Origin of the sequence: Sphingomonas sp. LC-1, from assembly GCF_025371035.1 — a bacterium.
Classification (GTDB): domain Bacteria; phylum Pseudomonadota; class Alphaproteobacteria; order Sphingomonadales; family Sphingomonadaceae; genus Sphingomonas; species Sphingomonas sanguinis_E.
The window spans coordinates 12,824-39,078 of the sequence record NZ_JANZXB010000002.1 but is presented as its reverse complement, the minus strand read 5'-3'; the positions used below and the strand labels follow the sequence as shown (position 1 = coordinate 39,078).

Below are 26,255 nucleotides of genomic sequence, written 5' to 3'. Positions count from 1 at the left end.
GACTTGCGTCGTGGAGAACCCCCTCCACCATCGCTGCGCGACGGTCCCCCTCCCCGTGCCGGGGAGGATTTTATGATCATCGGCCTCGGCTCGGACCTCTGTAACATAGAGCGGATTCAGGCCGCGCTGGACCGGCACGGTGCTCGGTTCGAGGCGCGCTGCTTTACCGAGGTGGAGCAGGCCAAGGCGGCCAAACGCCCCTTCACCCGTGCGGGCACCTATGCCAAGCGCTTCGCCGCCAAGGAGGCTTTTTCCAAGGCGGTCGGCACCGGCTTTGCGCAAGGGGTGTTCATGCGCGACATCGGGGTCGTCAATAAAGCCGGTGGCGCGCCCACGCTGGAGCTGACGGGCGGAGCGCGCGAACGACTTGACGCGATGATCCCGGCGGGCCACGTCGCCCATATCCATTTGACCATGACCGACGATCACCCCTGGGCGCAGGCCTTTGTCGTGATCGAGGCAAGACCGGAAGTTTCCGCATGAAGGACGCGGTGTTGGACACGAACCAGGGCTCGCCTGCGGATCAACCGGCGGCCAGGCCGCTGGAATCCAAGCCGCAGCCCAAAAAGGGCACCGACTGGTGGTCCGAGGTCAAGGGGCTGTTCTGGCTGCTGCTGATCGTCCTGGGCTTTCACAGCTTCATCGCCAAGCCCTTCTACATCCCCTCCGAATCGATGCTGCCGGGCCTTCGCGTCGGCGACCGGCTGGTGGTGAGCAAATTCGCCTATGGCTGGTCCTATATCTCGCCGACCATTCCCAACCCGATCGCCTTCTTCAAGTCGGTCGTGCTGCACGAGCCCGAGCAGAGCTGGAGCGCGCAACTGCCCTTCATCCATGGCCGGTTGTTCGGATCGCTGCCGACGCGCGGCGATGTGGTGATCGTGACCCCGCCGGGCACGCATAACGACTATATCAAGCGTGTGATCGGCCTGCCCGGCGACCGGCTGGAGGTGCGCGACGGCGTCGTGATCCTGAACGGCAGGCCGGTGCAGCGCGGGCCGCTTCATTATGTCGATATTCCGGTCGACACCAACAGCCCGTGCAAGGCGTCCGACTATGGCGAGGAGGCCAAGGTGCGGCAACCCGACGGCCAGTGGGTCTGCCACCTGCCGATCGTGACCGAGACCTTGCCCAACAATCGCCGCTACGACACGGTCGAGCTGGGTTGGAGCCCGGGGGACAATTACGGACCGATCACCATTCCGGCCGACCATGTCTTCCTGATGGGCGACAATCGCGATCGTTCGGCCGACAGCCGTTTCTCGCTGGCCGAGCTGGGGCTGGGCGGGCCGGTGCCTTATGAGAATATCGGCGGCCGCGCCGAGTTCGTGACCTTCAGCCTGGACGGCGACGCGACGCTCAACCCGCTGACCTGGTGGGGTTCGCTACGCTCGGGCCGGGCGGGCAGTTCGCTTCATCCGACCACGGTGAAGCCCGGATCATGAGCGATCCCACCCCGCTGACCGATGCCCCCGCGCCCATCGAGTTTCGCGAGGGCTTCGTCCGGCGGGAGTTGACCCGCGCCGCGATCTGGCTGGGCCTGATCGCGGCGATGGCGGTGGCGGTGCTGCTGGTCCAGCCGCTGCTGGTGATCTTCGCCGGGCTGGTCTTCGCGACCCTGCTCGACGGCGGTGTGCGGTTGCTGGGCCGGGTCCTGCCGATCGGGCGCGGCTGGCGGCTGCTGATCGTCGTGCTGGCGGTGGCGGCGTTCCTGCTTGGCACCTTCTATCTGACTGGCGTCGAGGTGGCGCAGCAGGTGACCCAGCTTCGCTCGACGCTGGAGACTCAGGCGGGACGGCTGACCGGCTGGCTGGCGGAACAGGGGCTGATGCCCCAGACCTCCGACATCAACGGGTTGCTGAAGCAATCCATGGGCTCGATCGGGAAGCTGACCTCCTGGGTCGGGACCGCCGTCGGGGCGGTAACATCGCTGTTCATGATCCTGGTCATCGGCCTGTTCCTGGCGATGGACCCGGCGGGCTATGCGCGGGGATTGCAATGGATCGTGCCGCGTTCCGCCCGCGCCGAGTTCCCGATCACGCAGGGCCGCGTCATGGATACGCTGCGCAAGCTGCTCGCCGGACGGTTGCTGGGCATGGCGTTCGAGGGGGTGCTGACCGGTATCGCGCTGATGATCGGCGGGGTGCCGATGGCGCTGCTGCTGGGCATCATCGCGGGGATCCTGGCCTTCATTCCCAATATCGGGGCGATCATCACCGGCGTCCTGATGGTCGCGGTTGGCTTTTCGGCGGGAACCGATGCGGGCTTCTGGGCGATCGGCACCTATCTGGTCGTGCAGACCTTCGACGGATATGTCGTGGTGCCGATGGTCGCCAAGCGCACCGTCGACCTGCCGCCCGCGCTGACCCTGTCGACCCAGATCATGGCGAGCGCGCTGTTCGGCATACTGGGGTTGGCGCTGGCCGACCCGATGACCGCGATGATCAAGTCCGCGCTACAGCGCCGGTCGGAGCGCGAGGCGGCGCGCGACGGCGACAGCGCGCGAGCCGAGGCCGACATCGCCTGATGCGGCATCGTCGCGCCGCTGGCGCGCGGTGACGATCGAATCGAACAGCGCCAGATAGCGTTCCGCCGAATCCTGCCCCGGCTGCGGCACCGGATCGGGCCGCGGCACCACCGGGCTCAACCAGTGGCGCAACCCGGCGACCAGCGCCTGCAGATCCTCACGCGGGACGATGGTGCCGAGCGAAGGGTCGGAGACGATCTCATGCACGGCGGGGCTCGAATCGGTGGTCACCACCGGCGTGCCCACCGACAGCGCCTCGCGCAGCACGCCTGGCACGCCCTCATAGTCGGACGGGAGCGCGAGCACCGGCGCGGCGGCCATGGCGGCGGCCGGATTGGCGACATGACCGGGCAGCGACACGCGATGCTCCAGCCCCAGCACCGCGATCTGCGCGGTCAGGGCGGGGCGAAGGCTGCCCTCGCCCAGGATGGTCAGCCCGACATCCTCGGGCAAATGGGTCAGCGCGGTGATCAACCGGTCCCAGCGCTTTTGCGGCTCCAGCCGCCCGACGCCCAATATCCGTCGCCCGGGCGGCAGGATCGCGCCGGTCTCGCTAACGGGCAGGGCGGAAGGGGGATTGGGAATGACCGCGACCGACAGGCCGGTCGCCTCGCGCGCGGCGCGCGCGGTCGCCGGGGTCATCGCGACCAGCGAATCGAGGAACAGCCGGTGCCGGGCCAGCCATTGCCGCTGGCCCCAGGCGAACAGGGGGTGATGGTCCCCCCGATCGACCGCGTTGGACATCTTTCCGACGATGGGCGGGCACGACCCCGCCAGCCGCAGCCGGGCCCAGGCCGCCATGCTCGTATAGTGGTTGCCGGGGCAGAAGATGATGTCCGGCCGCACCCGCTCGATCATTGCGGGCAGGGTGGTGCATAGCCCGGTATAGCGCTGGTGCCCCAGCGTCACTATCTCCACGCCGGATGGTACGCCGCGCTGGAACTGGCCGCTTTCCTCGCCCAGGACCAGCGTCACCCGCCGTCCATGGTCGAGCCAGCCTTGAAGCATTCGGGCCAGGGCGGCTTCCACGCCGCCACGCATCGCCAACGCATAAGTGAGGATGTGATCGGCTGGCATGAGTTCCGGTAACGGATGAGGAAAGGATCGGGTACCGGGGTTACGTGCGGCTTGTCGCGTAAATATGTCAGTTTCAGCCCTAAGGTGGACACAATCGCACTACAGAGGTGAATTCTTATTCAGGTGCGAGAAAGCAGTGTTGAGGTTAGCGGGCGCCACCGGCGAACGCCGCCGAGGAATCTCCCTAACGTGCAGAATGAACGAGATGATTCTATGACCCCGCAACAGGCCGTGCCTGTCGGATCGCCGGCCGGGACCGGTGCTCCGGTGGCGCGCGACATCGCCGCGCTCGAACCGCTGAAGACGGTCAAGCGGCGCTGGCCCGCCATAATCGGCGCTCTTCTGACGATCGCGATGGTCGTCGGCCTGGGCCAGGAACTGCTTGGGCGCGGGCTGGTGGGGTTGAGCCATTCGGTGCCGACCAACCCGCTTTTCTATGTCGTGTTCGTCGGGCTCTACATGGCGCTGCCGATCGGCGACTATATCATCTTCCGCCGCCTGTGGGGCATTCCGGTCAGCGGTCTCGCCGCGTTGATTCGCAAGCGGATCGCGAACGAGGTCGCGTTCAGCTATTCGGGTGAGGCCTATTTCTACGCCTGGGCGCGGGCCCATGCGAAGATGGTCGCGGCCCCCTTTGGCGCGGTCAAGGATGTCGGGATTCTGTCGGCGATCGCGGGCAATGCGATCACGCTGCTCATGATCGGCCTCGCGCTGCCGGTTGGGCGCGAATTATTGACGGCGGAGCAGCTGCGGCTCGTCTGGGGATCGATCGCGATCGTCATGGCGACCTCCCTGCCCTTCCTGATCTTTTCGCGGCGGGTCTTCTCGCTCGACCGCAAGACCCTCTGGTGGATCTTCACGGTTCACTGCGTCCGCCTGATCGCCAACTCGCTGCTCGTCGCGCTGGCCTGGCATTACGGGATGCCGAGCGTGTCGCTGGGCATGTGGCTTTTCCTGTCGGCGGCGCGGCTGCTCGTCTCGCGTTTGCCGCTGGTGCCCAACAAGGACCTTCTTTTCGCCAATTTCGCGATCCTGTTGATCGGGCAGGATCAGGAGTTGAGCGAGCTGATCGCGTTCACCGCGGCGCTGACCCTGTTGGTCCATGTCGTCCTGATCGCAGGCTTTGGTGTGATGGAACTGGTGAAGAGGGTACGGGCATGACCCGCACGATGACGATGATGATGGCAGCCGCCCTGGGCATGGTCGCGATGCCGCAAACCGCGCCGGCGCAGATCCTGGGCAGCGATGCGGCGGCTTGTGCCAATGGCGGCCCCGCAATCCTGGCGCGGATCGAGGGGCTGAAGGATCGCAAGGGCAATCTGAAGCTGGAACTCTATCCCGCGAACGACGAGGATTTCCTGGCCGATGACGGCGTGCTGGAGCGCGCGGGCAAGACGTTTCGCCGGGTCTCGGTGCCGACCCCGGCGGGGGGCGGGGCGATCGCCATGTGCATCCGCGTGCCGCGCCCCGGCCGCTATGCGCTGCTGTTCACCCATGACCGTGACGGCAAGAACAAGTTCAATTTCTGGAGCGACGGCGCGGGCTTTCCGGCCAATACCAAGCTGGGCCGCCGCAAGCCGCCGCTCGCCTCCGCACTGATCGATGTGCCCAATGGGGTGGCGACGACGACCATTCGCGCCCAATATCTGCGCGGGCTGGGTGGTTTCGGTCCGGTGGACGCGAACTGAAGGCGGAGCGGAAAGACGATGCGCATTGTCGACGTCAATGAATTCTACTCCCCCACCGGCGGGGGCGTGCGGACCTATATCGACCGCAAGATGGCGATCCTGGCCGAGATGGGCCATGAACTGATCGTCCTCGCCCCCGGCACAGAGGATCTGGTCGAGGAGCGTCCGGGCGGCGGCAAGATCATCTATATCAAGGCGCCGCGCCTGATCTTGGATACCAATTACGGCATGTTCTGGGATGCAGGCCCCGTGTGCCGCCTGCTCGACGAGCTGGACCCCGACATCGTCGAGGTCTCTTCACCCGCCAAGCCCGCCTGGTTCGTCGCCAGCTGGCAGGGGCGGGCGAAGAAGGTCTTCTTCATGCACAACGACAATGTCGGCACCTATCCGGTCCGCTGGCTGGACGGCATCGTCGCGCAGGAGCGGGTGGAGGACTGGTTCAGCTGGTACAGCCGCTACATGAACCGCTTCCTCGACCATTACGACCTGGTGCTGTCCAACGGCCCCGCGCTGGTGAAGCGGCTGGGCAAGCGCGGGGTGCGGGTGGACGAGGGGATTCCGCTGGGGATCGAACGGCATTTCTTCTCGCCCGATCACCGCGACGATAAACTGCGCGCCGCGCTCCTTGCCCAATGCGCCTTGCCGGAGGACGCGCATCTGCTGCTGGGGCTGGGGCGGCATCACCCGGAAAAGCGGTGGCCGATGGTCATCGACGCGGTCGAGCGCGTGGCGTCGAGCCGCCCGATCGGCCTGATCCTGATCGGCGGCGGCGTCGCCAGCCGGACGCTGGAAAAGCGCATCGCGGGCAGCCCCCATATCCGCCTGTTCCGCCCCGTCTATGACCGCCCGCGCCTGGCGCGGATCATGGCGAGCTGCGACGCGCTGGTGCACGGGTGCGAGACGGAGACGTTCGGTCTGGTCGCCTCCGAAGCACTGGCCTCTGGCCTGCCGCTGGTGGTGCCCGATTATGGCGGGTGCGCCGAGGTCGCCAGCCCGCTCTTCGCCGAGACCTTCCGCGCGCGCGACGGTGCGGCCTGTGCCGAGGCGATCGAGCGGCTCCTGTCACGCGACCAGCGGGTGCTGCGCAACGCCGCACGCGTCGCGGCGGCCAAGGTGTTCAGCGACCGCGACCATGCCGAGGCGCTGATCGCACGCTATCAGCAGTTGCTCGATGGGGAGATGGGCGAGCGGGCAGCGGCCTGAGGCTCGCTTTCTCCCGCCCCCGTTCAGCCTGAGCGCAGTCGAAGGCCACGCTTCAACGCTTGCGGCTAACGATTCCCTTGGCCTTCGACTACGCTCAGGCCTAACGGAGGTGGGGCTTAAGCCGCCAGCAAATCCGCATAGCGCGACGGCGTATGGGTCTTCGCCAGCCGTGCATAGGTCTTGTCGATACTGTCGAGCAGCGCGGGCACGCCATTGTCGCCCGGATGGACCGCAACGCGCGCGACCGGGGTCGGGCGCAGGCCGTGGCGCAGCACGGCGGCGGCGGCGAGCGAACTCAATTGCCGCCCGCGCGAGCGACTCGCCCAGGTGACGACCGGCCCGCGCGCGACGATCCTGCCGTCGGTCGGGGTCCAGACGCGGAAATGATCCTCCGCCAAGCCAAAGCCCGCATCGCCCAGCGCCGCCCGCGCCTCGTCCGAATAGAGCCAGGCGGGCGCGATGAAGCCGGTCGCGCGGCGGCCGATAATGTCCTCGATCAAGGCGGTGCCGCGCTTCATCCGGCGCAGCGCCTCGGCGTGGGGCAAGCCGACGAACTCGCCTTCGCCCGCGGTCATGTGCTTGGCCTTCAGCGCGGTCTTCTGGTCGGTGTGGACCATGTCGTCCTTGTGCGACCAGCCATGGACGAACATCTCGATCCCCATGTCCGCCCAGTCGCGCAGGCGGGTGGCAAAGGGGGTGCCCGGCGCAATGGGCGCGCTGTTCCAATGGTTGGGGATGACCAGCATGGCGAGGCGCGGCCCGCCAAGATGCCCTGACAGCCGGTCGAACAGCGCATCGACCGCCCCCTCGAACCGGGGGGACACGTCATGGATCGAGGCGAGAAGGCGTTTCATCGCGTGGATTTATAGACGCTGATCATCTCATTGCCCATCGGCAGTTTCGCGGTCAGCCGGTATCCGTCCGCCATCGCCGCCAGCATCCGGGCATGGGCCTCCGCCCGCTCGCCATTATAGGGCGGGCGCATCACGACGACGGCGGGGTGTTGCGAAAGGATGCGGGTGATCTCGGCATCCTGGTCGACGCCGGTGGCTCCGGCCTCGCGCGCGCGGCTGAGATGCGCGGGCACGATCCAGCGCGACAGGGTGCATCGCTCGGTCGCGACGTACAGCATGGTGCTGCCCGAATAGACGTACAGACAGCCCGGCCCCTTGCCGACCGCCTGGGTAAGCGCGGCGAACTCGGTCGCCTCGCCCCGCTCGTGGCGCAGGCTGAACAGCACGATCTGCCCGGCCAGTGCCACGGTGAGCAATAGGGCAGGGGTGTAGCGCCGCCGCCACGCCGCGCTACCCAGCATCGCGGCGGCGGCCGTACAGGCGGGCAGCAGGATCGGCAGGCCATAATGGTCGAACCACGGCCGGAACAGCAGCACGCCGATCACGGCCGCGCCCAGCCAGACCGCGAGGAAGGTCCGCTCCCGATCGCGCTCCGCCCGTTTGAGGCCCAGCACCGCCAGCGTGACGATGGGGGAGAGGATCAGCACCATCTGCCCCAGATTGCCCGCCAGCTCCGCGATGGGATCGGGGTTGCGGTGGAAGATCGACAGGAAATTGGCGTAGAGGAACGCGTCCCACTGGCCGATCATGGCATAGACGCCCGCCGCCAGCGCGGTCGGGACCAGCGACACCATGACCAGCGCCGCGCCGTACAGGATCAGCGCGACCGGACTCCGGCTCCGCCGCCACTCGCCGCCCAGCAGCCAGAGGCCGAAGACCATCCCCTCGAACACCGCCGAATATTTGATCTGGAGGACCAATCCGACCAGCGCCATCGTGGCCAGCCCCAGGCTGCGCCCCCCCCGCCGATCCGATTCGAGGATCGCCCAGGCCGCGCTCATCACCAGCAGATTGTAGAAGACCGGTGCCTGCCCGCCCTGTCCGCCAAGCAGGCTGAGCCACAGGATATAGGCGATGCCCGCCGCCGTCGCGCCCGCGCCCCAGCCGAGCCGCTCCGCCATCCGCGCGATCAGCCATCCGGTCGCGACCACGCTGGCCAGCGCCATCGCCTGATAGGCCCAGATGCCCGCCGGAAACCCGAATGCGGCGGGCACGGCATAGAGCAGGAACAGCCCGATCGGCTTGCGGTCCCACACATCGACGAAGGGCCACGCGCCCTGCCACATCGCATGGCCGGTGAAAAAGTAGAACTCCTCGTCTACATGGACCACCGGATTGCCGAAGGTGGCCACGCGGGCGAGGATCGCTACGGCGAGCAGGATCAGGAGGCGGTGCGATCCTGACGCGGCCGGACGGTTCGCGGATGATATTGGACGTGACGACATGAGGTGAATCCAGAGGAACCCGCCCCCTCGCAGCGGATCTTGACGAAAATTGGGCCTTCCGCTCCCACACGCCCCACCCCGGCGAAGGCCGGGGTCCAGCGGTGAGACGGTGGCGAGACTATTGGCGCTTCCCCAACTGAATCCCGGCCGTCGCCGGGATGGTCCGATGGTTTGCAGCAGGGGCTAAACCCAAATTACCGCGTTGCGGTGACGAAATAGTCGAGCGCGGTCGAGTCGCTGACCATGAACCCCTTGGTCGGCGAATAGCTCAGCCCGCGCACGTCGCGCACCGTCAGTCCCGCCTGGGTCAGCAAGGCGGTCAGTTCGTCGGGGGTCAGGAATTTCGACCAGTCATGCGTGCCCTTGGGGATTGCGCCCGTCCCCTCCGCCAGCGTGATGAGCGCCAGCCTCGACAGCGGCGTGCGGTTGGGGGTCGACAGGATCATCAGCCCGCCGGGCGCCAGCGCATCGGCCAGACCGCGCACGAAGCGCGCCGGATCGGCGACATGCTCGATCACCTCCAGCGAGGTGACGAGGTCGAACGTCTCGCCCGCCAGCCCCTCGACGCTGCCCGCGCGGTAATGGATGTTCAGTTCCGACTGGGCGGCATGGGCGGCGGCGACCGCGACATTTTCGGCTGCGGCGTCCAACCCCGTCACCTCGGCACCCAGCCGAGCGAGCGGCTCGCACAACAATCCCGCGCCGCAACCGACATCGAGCGCGCGCTTGCCCTTGAGCGGGGTGAAACCCTGTCCATCGGCATCCCAATGCAGGTCGATCTGCTCGCGGATATAACGGAGTCGCGGCGGATTGAGCCGGTGCAGCATCGCGCTCGACCCCTTGGGGTCCCACCACTCGGCCGCCATCTTTCCGAAATGTGCGGCTTCGGCGCCAATAATGGTAGAATCGTTCAAATGGCTTGCGTTCGTCATGGGGGCTACCTATCAGGACCGCCGTTTTACCCCAAGGAGATTGGCAAAAACCGCATGGCCCGTATCGTGATGAAGTTCGGCGGCACCTCGATGGCCGGAATCGAGCGCATCCGCAACGTGGCGGCGCGGGTCAAACGCGAGGTGGAGGCTGGGCATCAGGTCGCGGTCGTCGTCTCCGCGATGGCGGGCGAGACCGACCGACTGGTTGGTTTCTGCCGCGAGGCCTCGTCGCTCTACGATCCCCAGGAATATGACGTCGTCGTCTCGGCGGGCGAACAGATCACCAGCGGGCTGCTGGCGATCACGCTACAGGCGATGGGCGTCCCCGCCCGTTCGTGGCTGGGGTGGCAGTTGCCGATCCATACCGACACGGCGTTCGCCAAAGCGCGGATCGGCGAGATCGACACCACCGCGCTCGACGAGAGCCTGGCGGCGGGAGTGGTCGCGGTCATCCCCGGCTTCCAGGGCGTGGCCGAGGGCAACCGGGTCACGACGCTGGGTCGCGGCGGTTCGGACACCAGCGCGGTCGCGGTCGCGGCGGCGATGAAGGCGGAGCGGTGCGACATCTATACCGATGTCGACGGCGTCTACACCACCGACCCGCGCATCGTGCCCCGTGCGCGGAAACTGTCGAAGGTCACCTATGAGGAGATGCTGGAACTCGCCAGCGTCGGCGCCAAGGTGCTCCAGACCCGCTCGGTGGGTCTGGCGATGAAGGAACAGGTGCGCGTGCGGGTGCTCAGCTCGTTCGACGACGCACGGGACGAAGACGGACATCGCGGCACGTTGATCGTGGGCGAAGAGGAAATCGACGATATGGAACGCCAGCTCATCACCGGCATCGCGCATGACAAGAACGAAGCCAAGATCACCCTGACCGCCGTGCCCGACCGGCCCGGTGCTGTGGGTTCGATCTTCGCGCCGCTTGCGGACGCAGGCATCAATGTGGACATGATCGTCCAGAACATCGCGCATTCGACCGGATCGACCGACGTGACCTTCACCGTGCCGTCGGCGGACCTCGCGCGCAGCCTGGACGTGCTGGAAAAGGCGAGCGGCGAGATCGGCTATGCCACGCTGGTCCACGATACCCGGGTCGCCAAGATCTCGGTCGTCGGCGTCGGCATGCGCAGCCATGCGGGCGTCGCCTCGACCATGTTCCAGACGCTGGGCGCGCGCGGGATCAACATCCTTGCGATCACCACCTCGGAGATCAAGGTCAGCGTGCTGATCGAAGAGGACTATACCGAACTGGCGGTGCGTGTTCTGCACACCGCCTACGGTCTGGACGCCGAGGCGGCGTAACGACCCGACCGATGCCCCGTCGTCCCAGCGAAGGCTGGGGCCTCTGGCCCGGATACGATCCCGCCCGCCAAAGATCCCAGCCTTCGCTGGGATGACGGTCGTAGGGATGGGTTCGCGCGAAGCCGCGAAGCCGCGAAGCGTTTGAAGAAAAATGGTGCGCGCGGAGGCGCGGAGACGCGGAGGTGGTGTATCCGGCCGCGCCGCCGCTCCTTTTTCAACCATCGCTGATGAAGTGATGGCGCTGCCGCGCACAGATCATCTCCGCGCCTCCGCGTCTCCGCGCGAACAAACTCTTCGCGTCATCGCGGCTTCGCGTGAACCAAATCTTGCCGTCCGCCGCGCTCCACGGCATGGAGCGCCGATGACCGACACCCTCAACACCACCACCGGCGAACAGCGTCTCGCCACCCGCATGGCGCGCGGCGCGGAATTTCTCGGCGCCGACATGGCGATCATGGCGGGTGCCATGTCCTGGGTGTCGGAGCGCAACCTCGTCTCCGCCATGTCCAATGCCGGCGGCTTCGGCGTGATCGCGTGCGGCGCGATGACGCCCGAACTGCTCGACACGGAAATCGCCGCGACCAAGGCGATGACCAGCCGCCCCTTCGGCGTGAACCTGATCACCATGCACCCGCAACTGTTCGACCTGATCGCGGTGTGCGGCCGTCACCAGGTCGGCCATGTCGTGCTCGCCGGCGGCCTGCCCCCCAAGGGCGCGCTGGAGGCGATCAAGGAGACGGGCGCGAAGGTCATCTGCTTCGCCCCCGCGCTCAGCCTCGCCAAGAAGCTGATCCGCTCGGGCGTCGACGCGCTGGTGATCGAGGGGATGGAAGCGGGCGGCCATATCGGCCCCGTCTCGACCAGCGTGCTGGCGCAGGAAATGCTGCCCGAGATCGCGGCCCAAGTCCCCGTCTTCGTCGCGGGCGGCATCGGCCGGGGCGAGGCGATCGCCGCCTATCTCGACATGGGCGCCGCGGGCGTCCAGCTTGGTACGCGCTTCGTCTGCGCGACCGAATCGATCGCGCATCCCAATTTCAAGAAGGCGTTCATCCGCGCCTCGGCCCGCGACGCGGTGGCGAGCGTGCAGATCGACCCGCGCCTGCCGGTCATCCCGGTCCGCGCGCTCAAGAATGCGGGCGGCGAGCTGTTCACCGCCAAGCAGCGCGAAGTCGCCCAGTCGCTCGACGAGGGCAAGGTCGCGATGGCCGAGGCACAACTCCAGATCGAGCATTACTGGGCGGGCGCGCTGCGCCGCGCGGTGATCGACGGCGATGTCGAGCATGGCTCGGTGATGGCGGGCCAGTCGGTCGGCATGGTCACGAAGGAAGAGCCGATCGCCGACATCCTGGCGCAACTGATGGCCGAGGCTGCCGCCGCGCTGGTCGCGCGCACGGCCTGAAGTTATTCCTCCCCTGCAAGGGGAGGGGGACCAGCGAAGCTAGTGGAGGGGTGTCCCGCTCGCGATAGGGGCTACACCCCTCCGTCAGGAATGAAGGCCTGCCACCTCCCGGCGCCGGGGAGGATTTCCAACCCTCGGACATTAGGCTCGCTTCATCGCACGGGTTACGACGCGTTAACCTAGATTCGGCATGACGTCTCCAACAGCCGGGGGCGGGGTTTTCCGAGGATCAGGGTCATGGCGAGTTTGCGTGTTGTATCGGGTATCGCGATCGGTCTCTCGCTGGCGGGATGTGCTGCGCGCGAGACCGCCAAGGTCGCGCCGCCGCCGGTGATGGTACCCGCGCCGCCGCAGGTCGCCCGCGCGCCGCTGCCCCCCGGCGCCACGCCGGGGATGCGGATCCCTGCGCTGCTCCCCGATGGGAATTACGAGACCCCGAATCGCTCGCTGACCAGCGCGGCGACCATCTGGCACCTGCGTTCGGCGTTGAACGTCGCGGCGCTGGCCTGTCGCGGCGCGGATGAGGGGCAGATCGTCACCCGATACAACACGATGCTGACGGTGCAGCGTATTGCGTTGGCGGCGGCGGAGAAGCGTTATTCGGCGGAATATCAGTCGCAGGGCGGCGACTGGCGCGATCGCTATGACGATGCGATGACCCGCCTTTATAATTTCTTCTCGATCACCCCGGCGCGCAAGGGTTTCTGCGCCGCTGCCGAACAGGTCCTGTCCGACATCAGCGCCGCGCCGGCCGATGGGTTCGAAACCCGCGCCGCGGTCCATCTGGATCAGTTGAACGCACCCTTCGTTGCCTTCTTCCGTGCCTATGATGCGTGGCGTGCGGGCACGATGGTGCCGGTCCAGCAGGCCGCGTCGCCGTTGAGCATCGCCACCAGTGCCAATCCGCCGGTCGCGCCGCGCGCGGCCAGCCAGCCGATAGTGTCGAGCCAGCCGGTTCCCGCTGCCAAGCCCTATGCGCCGCCGGTCATCAATCCGCCGAGCCTGACGGTAAATCCGGCCGCCATCCAGTAAACGGCCGGATCATCCCTCGATCCAGAACAGCGATTCGACCGACCGGCCCAATGCCCGCGCCAGCTTGAGCGCGAGCAGGGTCGAGGGTTGGAAGACGCCATTTTCGACGGTGTTGATCGTCTTACGGCTGACCCCGATCGCCTCGGCGAGCGCGCCCTGGGTCAGGCCTGCCGATTCGCGCGCGGCCTTCAGGTCGTTGCCCAGCGTCTCGTTCATCGGCTGGCGCGCAGTTCCAGTGTGGCGAAGGCGATCAGCGCGGCCATCAACCCGGCGGTGATGACGACGCGGCCCGTCATGAACGCGTCGACAGGCTGGAATGTTGCCACTGAGATCGTCAGGGCAGAGGCTAGCAGCATCGCCCAAAAACCGGCGGCAAGGCTCGACCGTCGGTGATCGCGGGTCGTCTCGTCATTGAGCAGGGCCGCCATGCCGTTCCATTTCCAGAGGCGAAAGGGCGCGCTCGTCAGGTTGAGCGCGGCGGCACCGACCATGACGAACCAGGGAATGAGGCGGGTGGAAGCGCCATCGAGATGCTGGGGAGACGTCATGGCCGACATCAATAGGCAAAGCGCCAAAAGGTAGAAGACGATCGCCCGGTCTCGGGTCTTCCGCTCGGCCTTTTCCACCAGATTCATGACGACCTCCTGTAACCTATAGGTATCATGTAACCTGTAGGTAACAGGCGCGTAAGTGCCTTTCTTCCCCCGAACGGATAGGTTAACGGGCATGCACCATGACGGTGACGGGAGAAGACCAGCCGATCGGCGGCCGCTTCGAGGGGCATGAGCATCGCTTCGCGGTGCGCGTCTATTTCGAGGATACCGACCTGTCGGGCGTGGTCTATCACGCCAATTATCTCCGCTACATGGAGCGCGCCCGCTCGGATATGCTGCGCGTGGCCGGGATCGACCAGCGTGCTGCGCACGAGGCGGGGCAGGGCGCCTATGCCGTCACCGACATCGCCATCCGCTACGCCGCCTCGGCGCGGCTCGACGACGACCTGATCGTCACCTCGCGACTGATCCAAGTCAGTGCGGTTCGCGTCGTCATTCATCAGACAGTCAGGTGCGGCACGGTCAAGCTGACCGATGCGCGCGTGACCGTCGCCTGGGTCGGCCGGAACGGTCGCCCGCGTCGGCAACCCGCCGATTGGATCGCCATCTACCAACGCCTTGTCTGGCAGGGGGACACCGAACACCCATGAATCCCGTCTTCAACATGGATGCCGCTTCCTTGTCGCCCGTCGCGCTGTTCATCCACGCCGATTGGGTGGTGAAGATCGTGATGATCGGGCTGCTGCTTGCCAGTATCTGGACCTGGACCATCATCGTCGCCTTCTCGCGCAAGCTGGCGCGGACGAAAAAGGGCATGACCCGGTTCGAACGCGATTTCTGGAAGGCGGAGGATATCGACGCCTTTCATCGGATGGAGCAGGACAGCGAACTGCCCTCGGCGCGCGTCTTTTCGGCGGGCGTGCAGGAATGGCGGCGCTCGACCGCGGGCGGGCATATCGACCGCGACGGCACGCGTGAGCGGCTGGCCACCGCGATGGGATCGGCGGTCGCAGGCGAGATCGACAAATTGTCCGACCGGCTGAACGTGCTGGCGACGGTCGGCTCGGTCGCGCCATTCGTCGGGTTGTTCGGCACCGTCTGGGGCATCATGCGCAGCTTCACCGGCATCGCCCAGGCGCAGAACACCTCGCTGGCGGTCGTGGCGCCCGGTATTTCGGAGGCGTTGTTCGCCACCGCCATCGGCCTGTTCGCCGCCATCCCGGCGGTGATCGCCTATAATCGTTTTAGCCACAGCGTGAACCGGGTCGAGGCATCGCTCAACCGCTTTGCCGACGGTTTCCACACCACGCTCAGCCGCCAGCTCGATCAGGCGCGTTGAAGGGGTCGCCGCGATGGCCATGAACCTTCCCTCCCGCTCCGGCCGGGGTCGCCGTGCGCCGATGGCGGACATCAACGTCACGCCTTTGGTCGACGTGATGCTGGTGCTGCTGATCATCTTCATGGTGACCGCGCCGCTGTTGACCACCGGCGTGCCGGTCAACCTGCCCGACAGCCGCGCCAAGGCCCTGGAGCAGGAACAGAAGCCCGAACAGATTTCGATCGACGAACAGGGACGGATGTACCTGAACGAGGATGAGATCACCGAGGCCGACCTGCCCGCCCGGCTGGACGCGATCGCAGTGCGCAAAGGCCCCGACGGGCAGGTGCCGCAAGTCTATCTGCGCGCCGACCGGGCACTGGACTATGGCCGGGTGATGCGGGTGATGGGCGAGCTGAACCGCGCCGGTCTCGACCGCGTATCGCTGGTGACGGTCGAGGGTGGTGCTGGCGAGGGGGCGGGCCCCCGCTGATGGAGCGTGGCGAGCGGATCGGATTGGCCGTTGCGGTCGCGGGGCATATCGTCCTGTTCGGCCTGTTGTCGGTCGGCTTTCTGTCGACACCGAATCCCGAAAAGCTGAAGGTCACCCCGATCGACATCTCGCTGGTCAAGGATGTCGCGCTGGAGGCCGAGTCGCCCACGCCCAACCAGCAACCGGCCCAGTCGATCGCGCCGGAGGAGGGCGCACCCGAGGACGCCGCCCCGCCCGAGCCGGTCGAGGCCGAGCCGGAGCCCCAGCCCGCACCGCCTCCGCCCGCGCCCCAGCCGAAACCGCAGCCCCAGCCCCGGCCAAAGCCCCAACCGGCGCCCGCTCCCAAGCCCGAGCCGCGCCCCGTGCCCAAGCCGGAACCCAAGCCGCAACCGCGCCCGAAGCCCGCGGAAAAGCCACAGCCCAAGCCGCAACCGGCCAAGCCCCAGCCGACGAAGCCCGCGCCTGCGAAACCGGCACCGGCCAAGCCTGCGCCCGCCAAACCGGCTCCGGCGGCCAAGCCCTCCGCGCCTGCCAGGCCCAGCCAATCGGCGGCCAAGCCGTCCCCCAACAGGCCGGCGACGCCCGCACGCGGTAGCGGCAGCAGCGCGACCGCGACGGCCGCCAAGCCGCGCGGATCGCGACTGGGCGACAATTTCCTGAAGGGCCTCTCGCCCGACGCGTCGCCGTCCAAGTCGACCGCCGCCCCCGCCGCGAAGATCGGCGCACAGCAGCTCGCCAATATCGCCTCGGCGATTCTCCGGCAGGTACAGCCCTGCGCCAATCGGCAGGTAACGCCGGGGCCGGGCGCGGAGCGGATCCGCGTGACGATGAATTTGCGGCTCAACCGCGACGGCAGCCTGGCCGGCGAACCACGCGTGATGGGGCATAGCGGCGTCGACGGCGAGAATGAACGCTATGTCGACCGCGTCGACGCGCTGGCGATCGCGACCTTCAAGGGGTGCTCGCCGCTACGTGGTCTGCCCACCGAACTTTATGACGTACCGGGCGGCTGGAGCAATTTCACGCTGCGCTACAAACTTCCGGGTTGAGGATGATGCTTATGCCCCGTTCCCTGCTGACTCTTCCGCTCACTCTGGCGCTGGCGGCCAGCGCCGTGGGTGCTCAGGACGTGCCCGCGCCCCAGCCGCAGGACCAGGCCGCCCCGCCCGCCGGGCAGCAGCCCGCGACCGCCCCCGCCAATGGTCAGGAAGGGCTGGTCGTTGATGTCGAGGGCGGCATCTCCGCGCCGATGCCGATCGCCATTCCGGCGATGCCGACCAGCGCGGTGGTCCAGACCGCGGCGGGCACGACCGATGTGGTCGGCCAGCAATTGTCGCAGATCATCGCCAACGACCTGCGCAATTCGGGGCTGTTCACGCCCGTCCCGCCAGCGCAGCTTCGCACCGTGTCCTTCCCGGAAGTGACCGCGCCCGCCTTCGACTATTGGAACGGCACCGGCGCACAGGCGCTGGTCCAGGGCTATGTCCGCGCCAATGGCGACGGGACGCTGACGGTCAGTTGCTATCTGTACGACGTGCTGGCGCGCAGCGAATTGGCGCGGCAGGGTTTCGTGGTCCCGCCTTCCGACTGGCGGCGCGCGGCGCATAAATGCGCGGACACCATCTATACCAAGCTGACCGGCGAAGGCCCCTATTTCGACAGCCGCGTCACCTATGTCTCGGAGACGGGCCCGAAGGCGCGGCGGATCAAGCGGCTGGCGATCATGGACCAGGACGGCGCGAATCATCGCTTCCTGACCAACGGCCAGTCGATCGTGCTGACCCCCCGCTTCGCGCCGAACCAGCAGTCGATCGTCTATATGTCCTATATCGACAAGCGGCCCGCCATCTATGTCTATGACATCGGATCGGGTCGCCAGCGACTGGTGGTGCAGAATGCCGCGACGACCTTCGCGCCGCGCTTCTCGCCCGATGGCCGCTGGATCCTGTTCTCGATGGCGCAGGCGGGGAACACCGACATCTATCGCGTCTCGGCGCAGGGGGGCACGCCGCAGCGGCTGACCAACGCGCCCGGCATCGACACCGGCGGCAGCTATTCCCCCGACGGTGCGAAGATCGTGTTCGAGAGCGACCGATCGGGCGGACAGCAGATCTACGTGATGAACGCCGATGGGTCGAACCAGCAGCGGATCAGCTTCGGCGGCGGGCGCTATGCAACGCCGGTATGGAGCCCGCGCGGCGACCTGATCGCCTTCACCAAGCTGGGCGGGGCGTTCCGCATCGGCATCATGAATCCGTCGGGCGGCGGCGAAAAGCTGCTGACCAATAGCTGGCAGGACGAAGGGCCGAGCTGGTCCCCCAATGGCCGCGTCATCACCTTCCAGCGTTCGACGCAAGGCGCGTCGGGCAAGGCGGACGTGTGGATGGTCGACCTGACCGGGGTGAATGAGCGTCGGATTCCGACGCCGCTCGACGGATCGGATCCGGCCTGGGGGCCGTTGCGACCGTAAGCGTTTACGAGCAAGAGTTTCGGGGGCGAAACGAACCTAAAGGGAGTGATAGTCCAGTGACCAAGATCAAGACCACGCTCGTCGTCGCCACGATGGCGCTCGCGATCGCCGGCTGTGCCAAGAAGCGGCCCGAAGTGCTGCCGCCCGCGCCGGTGGACCAGAATGCGGGCGTCGACCCCAATGCCGGTGCGAACACCAGCACCGACGGCGCGATCGTGCCGGGTTCGGACGCGGACTTCCGCCGTTCGGTGACGTCGAACACGGTTCATTTCGGGCTCGACCAATATGACATCGATCCCGAGGCGCGTGCGATCCTGGACAGCCAGGCCGCCTGGTTGCAGCGTTATCCCAATGTCCGCCTCACCATCGAGGGGCATTGCGACGAGCGCGGCACCCGCGAATATAATCTGGCGCTGGGCGATCGCCGTGCGAACGCCGCCAAGAACTATCTGGCCGCGCGGGGCGTGTCGCCGGACCGAATGAACGTCATCAGCTATGGCAAGGAGCGCCCGATCGCGCTGGGTTCGGACGAAGCCAGCTATGCGCAGAATCGCCGCGCGGTGACGGTGGTGTTGAGCTGATGTGAAAAGGCCCGGTCTTCCAAAAGGAAGCCGGGCCTTTTTTCTCGGGTTCGCGCAGAGGCGCAGAGGGATTGCCCGCCCGGCGGGCCATCCCCAAAATTCCGTTCAGCCTGAGCGAAGTCGAAGGCCACGGGACGCGCTTTCGGCAAGCTCCGGGGCGCGGACTTCGACTTCGCTCCGTGCGAACGGGTGTCGGGCGTTCAGCCTCTAAAGGCTCGGTTCAGCAGCTTCGCCAGCCGCAACCCGCCCCGCTTCACCTGCTCGCGCTCGACCGGGGCCATTGCCCGGATCGCGGCGTCATCCATCGTCATATGCGCGGGGGTCGGCTGGCAGGGATCGCCGCCCATTGCGGCGGCATAGGCGCGCTTGGCGACCGCCCAGTTCTCGCGACTCCAGGCCATCACGCCGCCCGCTGCCTCACGCCGCCGCTCGGCCGCCGGATAGGCGCGGACCAATTTAGGGGGTGTCGAGATCGCCCGCTCGGCCAGCAATCCGTCCCAGATCGAATGCAGGTTCAGCCGCGCGGTCGCATAGTCGCCATAATCGACATGGGTATCGTTGCCGCCCTTGTCGCCCTTATCCCCGGCATGGAGCGGCTGGTGAAGGTCGCCGACGAAATGGACCAGAAAGGCCAGCGCCATCACCCTGTCCTTCGGGCTGCCGTGCTTGTCCTTCAGGATCGCAAGCTGCCGCGGAATCTGCGCCGATACGCAATCGCCGGTGTCGCATGCGGGCGGCAGGCGAAAGGGCTGGCAGATGTCCACATTCTGATAATGCCAGCTATAAGCATAGCCGAAGCGCGACTTGCCATCCGCGTCCTTCAGCGGCTTGACGCAATCGGGCCAGACGCTGGCTTCCTCGATCGTCCGCACCGGGCAGGTCGGTGTGTCGAGCTCGCCTTCCGCGCGCAGGATCCGGCGGATCTCGGCGCGCGCATGGGGCGTGATATTGGCCCAGGCGATGGCCGCGACGGTCTCATGCCCATATTCCCAATAGGCGGCGGCGGGGGAGGTGAGGAACGACGCCGCGATCATCGCGACGAAAAGGCGCAAGTGCTTCATGGCGCGGGTTTTATCCCTCGTCGGCGTAGATCGCCACCCTGTGTTCGCCGCCACTCGTCGCACGGCCGCGATACATGCCCGCGGTCGTCATGCTCCATGCAATCGTGCCATCGGGCCCGGCCAGGATGGTGCCGCCGGTGCCGCCCAGCGCCTTCACCTCGGCCAGCACCAAGTCGGCGGCGGCCTGGAAGCTGTCGCCGGTGAAGCGGCGGCGTGCCGCGATCTCATGCCCGACGCCGACCCGGATGAAGACCTCGCCCGATCCGGTGCAGGACACCGCGCACGCCCGGTCGTCGGCATAGGTTCCCGCTCCGACCAGCGGCGAATCGCCGATCCGGCCCCAGCGCTTCCCCGTCACGCCGCCCGTCGAAGTCGCGGCGGCGACATGGCCCTGCGTGTCGCAGGCGACCGCGCCGACCGTGCCATATTTCATGTCGCTGTCGAACGCGTCGGCGTTGCGCGACAGGAGTTCGTCGAGTTGGCGGCGGCGTTCGTCGGTGTGGAACCAGGCGGGATCGACCTGTTCGACGCTCTGTTCGATCGCGAATCGGTCCGCCCCCGCCCCGGCGAGCAGGACATGCGGGCTGGCCTCCATCACCTTGCGGGCGAGCGACACGGGATTGCGGGTGCGGGTGACGCCTGCGACCGAGCCCGCGCGCCGGTCGCGCCCGTCCATGATCGCGGCGTCGAGTTCGTTGGTGCCCTCCCGGGTGAAGCAGGCCCCGCGGCCAGCGTTGAAATGCGGGTCGTCCTCCAGCACGCGCACCGCCGCCTCGACGGCATCCAGCGCGCCGCCGCCCGCCGCCAGCACCGCCGACCCGGCCTTCAGCGCGGCGTCGAGGCCGGCCCGCGCGCCCGCATCCTGCTCGGGCGTCAGGACGTCGCGGGTAATCCGGCCCGCGCCGCCATGGATGACCAGCGACCAGCAAGCGGACATGGACGAAACTCCGATAAGCCAAAGGGGGAAATTGCGCCGCGCCCCTATCAGATCGCGGCTTTCCTGCCATCCCCCACCGGCCCCAGATCGACCAGCGGGCCCTGGGCCGTAGGCCGATCAACGGACCCTAGGCCGTAGGCCGATCAACGGACGAAGCCAGCGCACCTCGCGTCCGATCCGGTAAAAGGCCCAGCATCCCGCCACGGTCGCGGCGATCAGCACCAGCGCGTCCAGCCATAGCGGCAGCCCGGCCCGCCGCAGATAGAAGGCGACGAGGATGATGATCGTCTGGTGGATCAGATAGAAAGGGAAGACTGCCTCGGTCAGCGTCCGCCGCCACGGGTGATCGCGGTTCCAGAATCGCTCGGCGATGCCGATCAGCGCGACGACCGCCATCCAGCCCTGCACCGCCCGCGCGCCCGCGAAGACGATGCCGAAGCCCGGCGGCGCCCCCGCCAGACCGGGCCAGCGCCATTCCAGCCCCGCCGCCACGCCATAGCTGGCAAGCGCGATCAGGCCCGCCACCGCCCAGCCGCGCCGGAAGCTGTCCAACACCCGCTCCGACCCCGCCATGCTCAATCCGAACAGCAATGCGGGAAAATAGATGGCATGGGCCAGCCAGTCGCCGAGCAGGGCATGCGTCTCCGACTGGCCGGGGAAGAAGCGAATATCGACCAGCATCAGCCATACCAGCGGCAGCACCGCGCCGCCCCATCCGCCGAACACGCGGTCGAACAGGCGCTGCGCCGCCACCGCAAAGGGACGGCCCAGCGCCAGCATCGCCGCCACCGCCATGGTATAGACCCAGAGATAGCCGACGAACCACAGATGATTCCAGGCAGGTGTCGGCACCACGCCGCCGATCGCCCGAAAGCCCAGCCAATCGTGCAGCCAGAAGGTCGCGTAGGAGCCCGGATAGCTATATTTGCTCGCCAGCTCCGCCCAGATTTGCGGCGGCACCAGCACCACGATGCCGAACAGCAGCGGAACGAGAAGGCGCAGGCTTCGCCCCCGCACGAAGCTGAGGATCGTCGGATGCCGCACCGCCAGCGCGCGGGTGGCATAACCCGAAACGACGAACAACAGCATCAGCCGCCACGGATTGCTCGCCAGCATCGGAATCGCGACCCAGGGCAGCCGGGCGAGCTGCACATGGAACCCCCAGGGCACGAACACCATGCCGATATGATAGAGGATCAGGATGGCGAAGGCGCCGACGCGCAACCAGTCTAGGCCGTAATGGCGGGGGATGGGGGCGGCGGCGGTCATGGGGTCGTGGTCATTTTGGGAGGTCTGGTACAGCACTGACTTTGAACCGCAACTCGCAGCGCGTATATAAGGGCCCATGTCCATTCGTCCCTGGCGCGACATCGTCCGCCGCCAAAGCCGTCAGATCATGGTGGGCAACGTGCCCGTGGGTGGCGACGCCCCCGTCACCGTGCAGACCATGACCAACACCCCGACCAGCGATCCGGTCGCCACGATCAACCAGATCCGGCGCTGCGAAGAGGCGGGGGCGGACATCATCCGCGTCTCCTGCCCCGACACCGATTCGACCGCCGCGCTGGCCAAGATCACCAAGGCGGCGCGGGTGCCGATCGTCGCGGACATCCATTTCCACTATAAGCGCGCGCTGGAAGCGGCCGATGCGGGCGCGGCCTGTCTGCGCATCAATCCGGGCAATATCGGATCGTCCGAGCGCGTCGCCGAGGTGGTGCGCGCCGCCAAGGCCAATGGCTGTGCGATCCGAATTGGGGTCAATGCCGGGTCGCTGGAAAAGGACCTGCTCGAAAAATATGGCGAGCCCTGTCCCGAGGCTTTGGTCGAATCGGCGCTCGATCACATCAAGCTGCTCCAGGACCACGACTTCCACGAATATAAGGTCGCGGTGAAGGCGTCCGACGTCTTCCTGGCGGTGGCCGCCTATCAGGGGCTGGCCGAGGCGACCGACTGCCCGCTGCATCTGGGCATCACCGAGGCGGGCGGGCTGATCGGCGGAACGGTCAAGTCCTCGATCGGCATCGGCTCGCTGCTATGGTTCGGCATCGGCGACACGATCCGCGTCTCGCTCTCGGCCGAGCCCGAGGAAGAGGTGCGCGTCGGCTTCGAAATCCTGAAGGCGCTGGGCATCCGCAATCGCGGCGTGCGCGTCGTGTCCTGTCCGTCCTGCGCGCGGCAGGGTTTCGACGTGATCCGCACCGTGCAGGTGCTGGAGGAACGGCTGCAGCATATCCGCACGCCCATGTCGCTGTCGGTACTGGGCTGCGTCGTCAACGGTCCGGGCGAAGCGCGCGAGACCGATATCGGCGTGACCGGCGGCGGTAACGGCAAGCACATGGTCTATCTGTCCGGCCTGACCGACCACACGGTCGAGGATGCCGACATGGTCGACCATATCGTCAAGCTGGTCGAGGCCAAGGCCGCCGAACTGGAAGCCGCCGACGTCGCCAAGGCGGCGATCGCGGCGGAGTAGCCTGTTCCAGCCCGCGAGCGAGGATGTCCCTTGCGGGTGGGAACGGCGCGCCGTTACGGTACCGTCATGACCGTCATCCACATTGCCGCCGCCCTGATCGAGGATCGAGCGGGACACGTGCTGCTGGTCCGCAAGGCCAGCAGCCGCTTCTTCATGCAGGCGGGCGGCAAGATCGAACCGGGCGAGGAACCCGCCGCCGCGCTGGCCCGCGAACTGAACGAAGAGATCGGGCTGATCGTCGCTCCTTCCGAATTCCGGCCGCTGGGACGATTTTCGGCACCGGCGGTCAATGAGCCCGACCACCGGGTCGATGCGCACGTCTTCCATCTGTGTACCGATCACGATCCGGTGCCGGCGGCCGAGATCGCCGAGGCCTTGTGGGTGGATCCGGCTGAGGCCGACGCCCTGCCACTCGCCCCGTTGACCCGCGACCATATCCTGCCACGACATCGGCAGGGTTGCTGAAGCCCTTTCCGCCGGTGTGGGATCGCAATTACAGCCGGAGCCCCAGCCGAACGCCCGCGGCCGCATCGGGCGCACCGCGACTGACCCCCGCGCTGCCCTGGACGCCCAGCGACAGGCGTTGCGACAGCGCCGTGTCGAGCCCCGCGCCGACCTCCTGCCGGTCGGTGATCTGGTCGCTGACCCGTGACGCGTAATTGTACGAGACGCTGACCTCGCTGGCCTTGCCGACGCGCAGGGCAACGCCGCCGCGAGCGCTGGTGACGTCACGCAAGGCATAGCCGTCGGGCTGTCCGACAAAGCTGTGGCCGACGGCGGCGAAGGGGGTGACCTTTCCCGGCACCGCCGCTTCCGCCGCCACCGAATAATCCGCCTTGCCCGTGCCGAGCCCGCGCGCGGCCGAGGCGGTGGGCAGCTTGGCGCTGCCGGTCAGAGCGAGGGCGAGGTGATGCGGACGTGGCTCGACCAGTTGGACCGACGCGCCGACCACCGCATCGCCCAACCCACTGCGCCGGACGCGGGTGGCGGGTCGGGTGGGGTCGGTGAAGATCGGCAGGCCCAGCGGCCCGCCCGGTGCGACGACATTGCCCGGCGCATCGACCTGTACCACCGGCAGCGCGGCAAAGACGGTCACCCGCTTGCGCCTGGCCCGCAGGGACGCGGTGGAACTGGCGCTGCGTACCAGCTGGCCGGTGCCATATTTGCCCGCCGCATAGTCCGCCCCCACCGATGCGGTGACCTGTGCCCCCGCCGGTGCTGCCGCCAACATGATCGTCGCCGCGCTTGCGATCAGAGCCGTCTTCATACCCTTTGTCCCCTGGTGCCGGTTTTAAAGGGCGAACGGATGCGGCAAGCGATTTAATCCCGAGGCGGCTTCGACGATGGCCCGATCCCGACCCTGCTGACCAGGGAAGGGCGCTCTCGCCTTTGCCGTTGCGCACCGGTAACGCGTGGGGGATGAGTGCTCGGACCTCCCCCGTCATCGCCTTTGGCGCGGCCGCCCTGGGCATCGCCGTCTATTCGGTGATGGACACACTGATGAAGCAACTGTCGATCGACAGCGGCGCCTATAGCGCGGTGTTGTGGCGGTCTTGGGTCGGGGTGGCGATCACCGGGATCCTGTTCCTGGGGCGCGGCGGGCGCTGGCCGGGGCGTGCCGCGCTGAAACTTCATATGGCGCGCGGCGCGGCCGGGGGCGCGTCGGTTCTCTTGTTCTTCTGGGGGCTGGCGCGGGTGCCGATGGCGCAAAGCGTCGCGCTGACCTTTCTGGCTCCCCTGATCGCATTGTTCCTGGCGGCGGTCGCGCTGGGCGAGCGGATCAGGCGCGCCGCGATCTGGGGTTCGGTGATCGCGGCGACGGGGGTGCTGGTGATCGCGGGAGGCGAGGTGCAGGCGCAGGCCTCGACCCAGGTGGTGCTGGGGTCGCTGGCCATCTTCGCCGCCTCGATCCTCTATGCGGTCAGCCTGGTGTTGCTGCGGCGGCAGGCACAGGTCGCGGGACCGGCGGAGGTGGCGTTGTTCACCATGCTGGTGATCGCCGTGCTGATGACTCCTGCGGCGCCCTTCGCCTCCGGCTGGCCTGCCATGGGGCAGTGGCCCGCCATCGTCATTGCCGCCGCGCTGGGCAGCCTGTCGGCGCTGCTGATCGCTTGGGCCTATGCGCGGGCGGAAGCGCAGATCCTGGCGCCGGTGGAATATACCGCCTTCGTCTGGTCTGCATGCCTGGGCTATATGGTGTTTGGGGAACATGTGTCGCCGTTCACGCTGGTCGGGGCGGTGCTGATCATCGCGGGGTGCGTCGTCGCGGTGCGGCCGGGGTCGGAAATCAAATTGGCACCCCAGAGCGAGGCGGGATTATGAGCATCACCATCCGGGCGGCGGAACGCACCGATAGCGCGACCATATTGGGCTTCGTTCGCGAACTCGCCGCGTTCGAGCGCGAGCCCGACGCGGTCGTTGCGACCGAGCCGATGCTGGCGGCGGCTTTGTTCGGCGAGCGACCGGCGGCGGAGGCGGTGATCGCCGAGCGCGACGGCGAACCGGTCGGCTTCGCGCTGTTCTTCGCCAATTTCTCGACCTGGACCGGGCGGCAGGGGCTTTATCTGGAGGACCTCTACGTCACCCCGGCGGCGCGCGGAGCGGGCGTCGGCAAGGCGTTGCTGGTCCATCTGGCCGGGATCGCGCGCGACCGGGGCTGGGCTCGGTTCGAATGGTCGGTGCTCGACTGGAACATGCCCGCCGTGGAATTCTATCGCGCGATGGGTGCACAGGCGATGGACGAATGGACCGTCCAGCGAGTTTCCGGCGAGGCGCTGGAGCGACTGGCTGGGCGCTAGGCCGAAGCTGGCTTCGCCTATCCATGCCGCAGCGAGCTACTCCCCGCTCCGTTCCGCGTGAGAGGCGCAAAAAAAAACGCCCCGGCGCTTTCGCACCGGGGCTTTTTC

At 67.3% G+C, this 26,255-nt stretch carries 29 protein-coding genes; 19 read left to right on the top strand and 10 right to left on the bottom strand.

Translation table 11 applies throughout. The features are described from left to right. The first annotated feature begins 72 nt into the window (after positions 1-72). From acpS to NZL82_RS02890, 3 genes are read left to right on the top strand one after another with little or no spacing between them, the layout of a single operon-like run. Positions 73-483 carry a holo-ACP synthase gene (acpS, locus tag NZL82_RS02900; RefSeq protein ID WP_261268284.1) on the top strand — a complete coding sequence of 137 codons (411 nt, stop codon included), beginning with the start codon at positions 73-75 and terminating at the stop codon, positions 481-483. Then, entirely contained in the window at positions 480-1,445 is a 966-nt protein-coding gene (gene lepB, locus NZL82_RS02895; RefSeq protein WP_261268283.1) for a signal peptidase I, read from the top strand. Before acpS ends, lepB begins: the two co-directional genes overlap by 4 nt. Continuing rightward, on the top strand, positions 1,442-2,527 hold the full coding sequence (locus tag NZL82_RS02890; protein ID WP_261268282.1) for an AI-2E family transporter: 1,086 nt from the start codon (positions 1,442-1,444) through the stop codon (positions 2,525-2,527). Before lepB ends, NZL82_RS02890 begins: the two co-directional genes overlap by 4 nt. Here the strand turns inward: NZL82_RS02890 and NZL82_RS02885 are convergent. After that, positions 2,456-3,604, bottom strand: a complete 1,149-nt coding sequence (locus NZL82_RS02885; RefSeq protein WP_261268281.1) for a glycosyltransferase — start codon at positions 3,602-3,604, stop codon at positions 2,456-2,458. The genes NZL82_RS02890 and NZL82_RS02885 overlap by 72 nt on opposite strands. A 213-nt stretch (positions 3,605-3,817) precedes the next feature. On the opposite strand from NZL82_RS02885, the gene NZL82_RS02880 reads away from it, so the two are divergent. The 3 genes from NZL82_RS02880 to NZL82_RS02870 are packed head-to-tail and all read left to right on the top strand — an operon-like array spanning position 3,818 to position 6,495. Continuing rightward, a complete protein-coding gene (locus NZL82_RS02880) occupies positions 3,818-4,765 on the top strand; it encodes a hypothetical protein (protein ID WP_261268280.1) in 948 nt (315 codons plus the stop codon). After that, complete coding sequence (locus tag NZL82_RS02875) at positions 4,762-5,292, top strand: DUF2141 domain-containing protein (protein ID WP_261268279.1); 531 nt, start codon at positions 4,762-4,764, stop codon at positions 5,290-5,292. The genes NZL82_RS02880 and NZL82_RS02875 overlap by 4 nt, the downstream gene beginning before the upstream one ends. Positions 5,293-5,310: 18 nt before the next feature. Beyond that, positions 5,311-6,495, top strand: a complete 1,185-nt coding sequence (locus NZL82_RS02870; protein ID WP_261268278.1) for a glycosyltransferase — start codon at positions 5,311-5,313, stop codon at positions 6,493-6,495. A gap of 116 nt (positions 6,496-6,611) precedes the next feature. Here the strand turns inward: NZL82_RS02870 and NZL82_RS02865 are convergent, their stop codons facing one another. The 3 genes from NZL82_RS02865 to ubiG form a co-directional block, all read right to left on the bottom strand. Further along, positions 6,612-7,349 (bottom strand): polysaccharide deacetylase family protein, encoded by a 738-nt coding sequence (locus NZL82_RS02865; protein WP_261268277.1) that lies wholly within the window; start codon positions 7,347-7,349, stop codon positions 6,612-6,614. Continuing rightward, positions 7,346-8,794 carry a hypothetical protein gene (locus tag NZL82_RS02860; RefSeq protein ID WP_261268276.1) on the bottom strand — a complete coding sequence of 483 codons (1,449 nt, stop codon included), beginning with the start codon at positions 8,792-8,794 and terminating at the stop codon, positions 7,346-7,348. The genes NZL82_RS02865 and NZL82_RS02860 overlap by 4 nt, the downstream gene beginning before the upstream one ends. Before the next feature lie 194 nt (positions 8,795-8,988). Next, positions 8,989-9,726 carry a bifunctional 2-polyprenyl-6-hydroxyphenol methylase/3-demethylubiquinol 3-O-methyltransferase UbiG gene (gene ubiG / locus NZL82_RS02855; protein WP_261268275.1) on the bottom strand — a complete coding sequence of 246 codons (738 nt, stop codon included), beginning with the start codon at positions 9,724-9,726 and terminating at the stop codon, positions 8,989-8,991. A gap of 54 nt (positions 9,727-9,780) precedes the next feature. Between ubiG and NZL82_RS02850 the strand changes: the two genes are divergently transcribed. The 3 genes from NZL82_RS02850 (at position 9,781) to NZL82_RS02840 (ending at position 13,462) form a co-directional block, all read left to right on the top strand. Next, positions 9,781-11,031, top strand: a complete 1,251-nt coding sequence (locus NZL82_RS02850) for an aspartate kinase (protein WP_261268274.1) — start codon at positions 9,781-9,783, stop codon at positions 11,029-11,031. A gap of 361 nt (positions 11,032-11,392) precedes the next feature. Further along, positions 11,393-12,430: a nitronate monooxygenase family protein gene (locus NZL82_RS02845; RefSeq protein ID WP_261268273.1), complete on the top strand. Its 1,038-nt coding sequence runs from the start codon at positions 11,393-11,395 to the stop codon at positions 12,428-12,430. A gap of 237 nt (positions 12,431-12,667) precedes the next feature. Continuing rightward, positions 12,668-13,462 carry a hypothetical protein gene (locus NZL82_RS02840; protein WP_261268272.1) on the top strand — a complete coding sequence of 265 codons (795 nt, stop codon included), beginning with the start codon at positions 12,668-12,670 and terminating at the stop codon, positions 13,460-13,462. A 9-nt stretch (positions 13,463-13,471) separates the two neighbouring features. On the opposite strand, the gene NZL82_RS02835 is transcribed toward NZL82_RS02840, so the two are convergent. Together NZL82_RS02835 and NZL82_RS02830 are read right to left on the bottom strand one after the other, a co-directional pair. Continuing rightward, on the bottom strand, positions 13,472-13,678 hold the full coding sequence (locus tag NZL82_RS02835) for a helix-turn-helix transcriptional regulator (protein WP_261268271.1): 207 nt from the start codon (positions 13,676-13,678) through the stop codon (positions 13,472-13,474). Beyond that, positions 13,675-14,097: a hypothetical protein gene (locus tag NZL82_RS02830; protein WP_261268270.1), complete on the bottom strand. Its 423-nt coding sequence runs from the start codon at positions 14,095-14,097 to the stop codon at positions 13,675-13,677. The genes NZL82_RS02835 and NZL82_RS02830 overlap by 4 nt, the downstream gene beginning before the upstream one ends. Positions 14,098-14,195: 98 nt before the next feature. Here NZL82_RS02830 and NZL82_RS02825 point away from each other — a divergent pair, with 98 nt between their 5' ends. From NZL82_RS02825 to pal, 6 genes are read left to right on the top strand one after another with little or no spacing between them, the layout of a single operon-like run. Continuing rightward, entirely contained in the window at positions 14,196-14,666 is a 471-nt protein-coding gene (locus NZL82_RS02825; protein ID WP_261268269.1) for a YbgC/FadM family acyl-CoA thioesterase, read from the top strand. Beyond that, positions 14,663-15,355, top strand: a complete 693-nt coding sequence (tolQ, locus tag NZL82_RS02820) for a protein TolQ (RefSeq protein WP_261268268.1) — start codon at positions 14,663-14,665, stop codon at positions 15,353-15,355. Before NZL82_RS02825 ends, tolQ begins: the two co-directional genes overlap by 4 nt. A 13-nt stretch (positions 15,356-15,368) precedes the next feature. Continuing rightward, positions 15,369-15,827 carry a protein TolR gene (gene tolR / locus NZL82_RS02815; protein WP_261268267.1) on the top strand — a complete coding sequence of 153 codons (459 nt, stop codon included), beginning with the start codon at positions 15,369-15,371 and terminating at the stop codon, positions 15,825-15,827. Beyond that, positions 15,827-16,876: a cell envelope integrity protein TolA gene (locus NZL82_RS02810; protein WP_261268266.1), complete on the top strand. Its 1,050-nt coding sequence runs from the start codon at positions 15,827-15,829 to the stop codon at positions 16,874-16,876. Before tolR ends, NZL82_RS02810 begins: the two co-directional genes overlap by 1 nt. Positions 16,877-16,887: 11 nt before the next feature. Further along, positions 16,888-18,297: a Tol-Pal system beta propeller repeat protein TolB gene (gene tolB, locus NZL82_RS02805; RefSeq protein WP_261268265.1), complete on the top strand. Its 1,410-nt coding sequence runs from the start codon at positions 16,888-16,890 to the stop codon at positions 18,295-18,297. Between the two features lie 56 nt (positions 18,298-18,353). Then, positions 18,354-18,878, top strand: a complete 525-nt coding sequence (pal, locus tag NZL82_RS02800; RefSeq protein ID WP_261268264.1) for a peptidoglycan-associated lipoprotein Pal — start codon at positions 18,354-18,356, stop codon at positions 18,876-18,878. A gap of 200 nt (positions 18,879-19,078) precedes the next feature. Here pal and NZL82_RS02795 read toward each other — a convergent pair whose 3' ends face one another. The 3 genes from NZL82_RS02795 to NZL82_RS02785 all read right to left on the bottom strand — a co-directional run bounded on the left by NZL82_RS02795 (position 19,079) and on the right by NZL82_RS02785 (position 22,145). Then, the gene (locus tag NZL82_RS02795; RefSeq protein ID WP_261268263.1) at positions 19,079-19,939 is read right to left on the bottom strand and encodes a S1/P1 nuclease; all 861 of its coding nucleotides are present in this window, start codon (positions 19,937-19,939) and stop codon (positions 19,079-19,081) included. A gap of 10 nt (positions 19,940-19,949) precedes the next feature. After that, a complete protein-coding gene (locus tag NZL82_RS02790; RefSeq protein ID WP_261268262.1) occupies positions 19,950-20,876 on the bottom strand; it encodes an isoaspartyl peptidase/L-asparaginase family protein in 927 nt (308 codons plus the stop codon). A 117-nt stretch (positions 20,877-20,993) separates the two neighbouring features. Beyond that, the gene (locus NZL82_RS02785; RefSeq protein WP_261268261.1) at positions 20,994-22,145 is read right to left on the bottom strand and encodes an acyltransferase; all 1,152 of its coding nucleotides are present in this window, start codon (positions 22,143-22,145) and stop codon (positions 20,994-20,996) included. Between the two features lie 76 nt (positions 22,146-22,221). Between NZL82_RS02785 and ispG the strand changes: the two genes are divergently transcribed. Next, positions 22,222-23,349 carry a flavodoxin-dependent (E)-4-hydroxy-3-methylbut-2-enyl-diphosphate synthase gene (gene ispG / locus NZL82_RS02780; protein WP_261268260.1) on the top strand — a complete coding sequence of 376 codons (1,128 nt, stop codon included), beginning with the start codon at positions 22,222-22,224 and terminating at the stop codon, positions 23,347-23,349. A gap of 36 nt (positions 23,350-23,385) precedes the next feature. Further along, positions 23,386-23,814, top strand: coding sequence for an NUDIX domain-containing protein (locus tag NZL82_RS02775; RefSeq protein ID WP_261268643.1), 429 nt, complete (start codon positions 23,386-23,388; stop codon positions 23,812-23,814). 28 nt (positions 23,815-23,842) lie between these two features. On the opposite strand, the gene NZL82_RS02770 is transcribed toward NZL82_RS02775, so the two are convergent. Continuing rightward, positions 23,843-24,616 carry a transporter gene (locus tag NZL82_RS02770; protein ID WP_261268259.1) on the bottom strand — a complete coding sequence of 258 codons (774 nt, stop codon included), beginning with the start codon at positions 24,614-24,616 and terminating at the stop codon, positions 23,843-23,845. 152 nt (positions 24,617-24,768) lie between these two features. On the opposite strand from NZL82_RS02770, the gene NZL82_RS02765 reads away from it, so the two are divergent. Together NZL82_RS02765 and NZL82_RS02760 are read left to right on the top strand one after the other, a co-directional pair. Further along, positions 24,769-25,671, top strand: coding sequence for a DMT family transporter (locus NZL82_RS02765; protein WP_261268258.1), 903 nt, complete (start codon positions 24,769-24,771; stop codon positions 25,669-25,671). Beyond that, positions 25,668-26,147, top strand: a complete 480-nt coding sequence (locus NZL82_RS02760) for a GNAT family N-acetyltransferase (RefSeq protein WP_261268257.1) — start codon at positions 25,668-25,670, stop codon at positions 26,145-26,147. The genes NZL82_RS02765 and NZL82_RS02760 overlap by 4 nt, the downstream gene beginning before the upstream one ends. Positions 26,148-26,255: the final 108 nt, after the last annotated feature.

Coding starts and splice junctions, on each gene's coding strand:
- acpS (WP_261268284.1), top strand. CDS start 73: ATGATCATCGGCCTCGGCTCGGACCTCTGTAACATAGAGCGGATTCAG.
- lepB (WP_261268283.1), top strand. CDS start 480: ATGAAGGACGCGGTGTTGGACACGAACCAGGGCTCGCCTGCGGATCAA.
- NZL82_RS02890 (WP_261268282.1), top strand. CDS start 1,442: ATGAGCGATCCCACCCCGCTGACCGATGCCCCCGCGCCCATCGAGTTT.
- NZL82_RS02885 (WP_261268281.1), bottom strand. CDS start 3,604: ATGCCAGCCGATCACATCCTCACTTATGCGTTGGCGATGCGTGGCGGC.
- NZL82_RS02880 (WP_261268280.1), top strand. CDS start 3,818: ATGACCCCGCAACAGGCCGTGCCTGTCGGATCGCCGGCCGGGACCGGT.
- NZL82_RS02875 (WP_261268279.1), top strand. CDS start 4,762: ATGACCCGCACGATGACGATGATGATGGCAGCCGCCCTGGGCATGGTC.
- NZL82_RS02870 (WP_261268278.1), top strand. CDS start 5,311: ATGCGCATTGTCGACGTCAATGAATTCTACTCCCCCACCGGCGGGGGC.
- NZL82_RS02865 (WP_261268277.1), bottom strand. CDS start 7,349: ATGAAACGCCTTCTCGCCTCGATCCATGACGTGTCCCCCCGGTTCGAG.
- NZL82_RS02860 (WP_261268276.1), bottom strand. CDS start 8,794: ATGTCGTCACGTCCAATATCATCCGCGAACCGTCCGGCCGCGTCAGGA.
- ubiG (WP_261268275.1), bottom strand. CDS start 9,726: ATGACGAACGCAAGCCATTTGAACGATTCTACCATTATTGGCGCCGAA.
- NZL82_RS02850 (WP_261268274.1), top strand. CDS start 9,781: ATGGCCCGTATCGTGATGAAGTTCGGCGGCACCTCGATGGCCGGAATC.
- NZL82_RS02845 (WP_261268273.1), top strand. CDS start 11,393: ATGACCGACACCCTCAACACCACCACCGGCGAACAGCGTCTCGCCACC.
- NZL82_RS02840 (WP_261268272.1), top strand. CDS start 12,668: ATGGCGAGTTTGCGTGTTGTATCGGGTATCGCGATCGGTCTCTCGCTG.
- NZL82_RS02835 (WP_261268271.1), bottom strand. CDS start 13,678: ATGAACGAGACGCTGGGCAACGACCTGAAGGCCGCGCGCGAATCGGCA.
- NZL82_RS02830 (WP_261268270.1), bottom strand. CDS start 14,097: ATGAATCTGGTGGAAAAGGCCGAGCGGAAGACCCGAGACCGGGCGATC.
- NZL82_RS02825 (WP_261268269.1), top strand. CDS start 14,196: ATGACGGTGACGGGAGAAGACCAGCCGATCGGCGGCCGCTTCGAGGGG.
- tolQ (WP_261268268.1), top strand. CDS start 14,663: ATGAATCCCGTCTTCAACATGGATGCCGCTTCCTTGTCGCCCGTCGCG.
- tolR (WP_261268267.1), top strand. CDS start 15,369: ATGGCCATGAACCTTCCCTCCCGCTCCGGCCGGGGTCGCCGTGCGCCG.
- NZL82_RS02810 (WP_261268266.1), top strand. CDS start 15,827: ATGGAGCGTGGCGAGCGGATCGGATTGGCCGTTGCGGTCGCGGGGCAT.
- tolB (WP_261268265.1), top strand. CDS start 16,888: ATGCCCCGTTCCCTGCTGACTCTTCCGCTCACTCTGGCGCTGGCGGCC.
- NZL82_RS02795 (WP_261268263.1), bottom strand. CDS start 19,939: ATGAAGCACTTGCGCCTTTTCGTCGCGATGATCGCGGCGTCGTTCCTC.
- NZL82_RS02790 (WP_261268262.1), bottom strand. CDS start 20,876: ATGTCCGCTTGCTGGTCGCTGGTCATCCATGGCGGCGCGGGCCGGATT.
- NZL82_RS02785 (WP_261268261.1), bottom strand. CDS start 22,145: ATGACCGCCGCCGCCCCCATCCCCCGCCATTACGGCCTAGACTGGTTG.
- ispG (WP_261268260.1), top strand. CDS start 22,222: ATGTCCATTCGTCCCTGGCGCGACATCGTCCGCCGCCAAAGCCGTCAG.
- NZL82_RS02770 (WP_261268259.1), bottom strand. CDS start 24,616: ATGAAGACGGCTCTGATCGCAAGCGCGGCGACGATCATGTTGGCGGCA.
- NZL82_RS02765 (WP_261268258.1), top strand. CDS start 24,769: ATGAGTGCTCGGACCTCCCCCGTCATCGCCTTTGGCGCGGCCGCCCTG.
- NZL82_RS02760 (WP_261268257.1), top strand. CDS start 25,668: ATGAGCATCACCATCCGGGCGGCGGAACGCACCGATAGCGCGACCATA.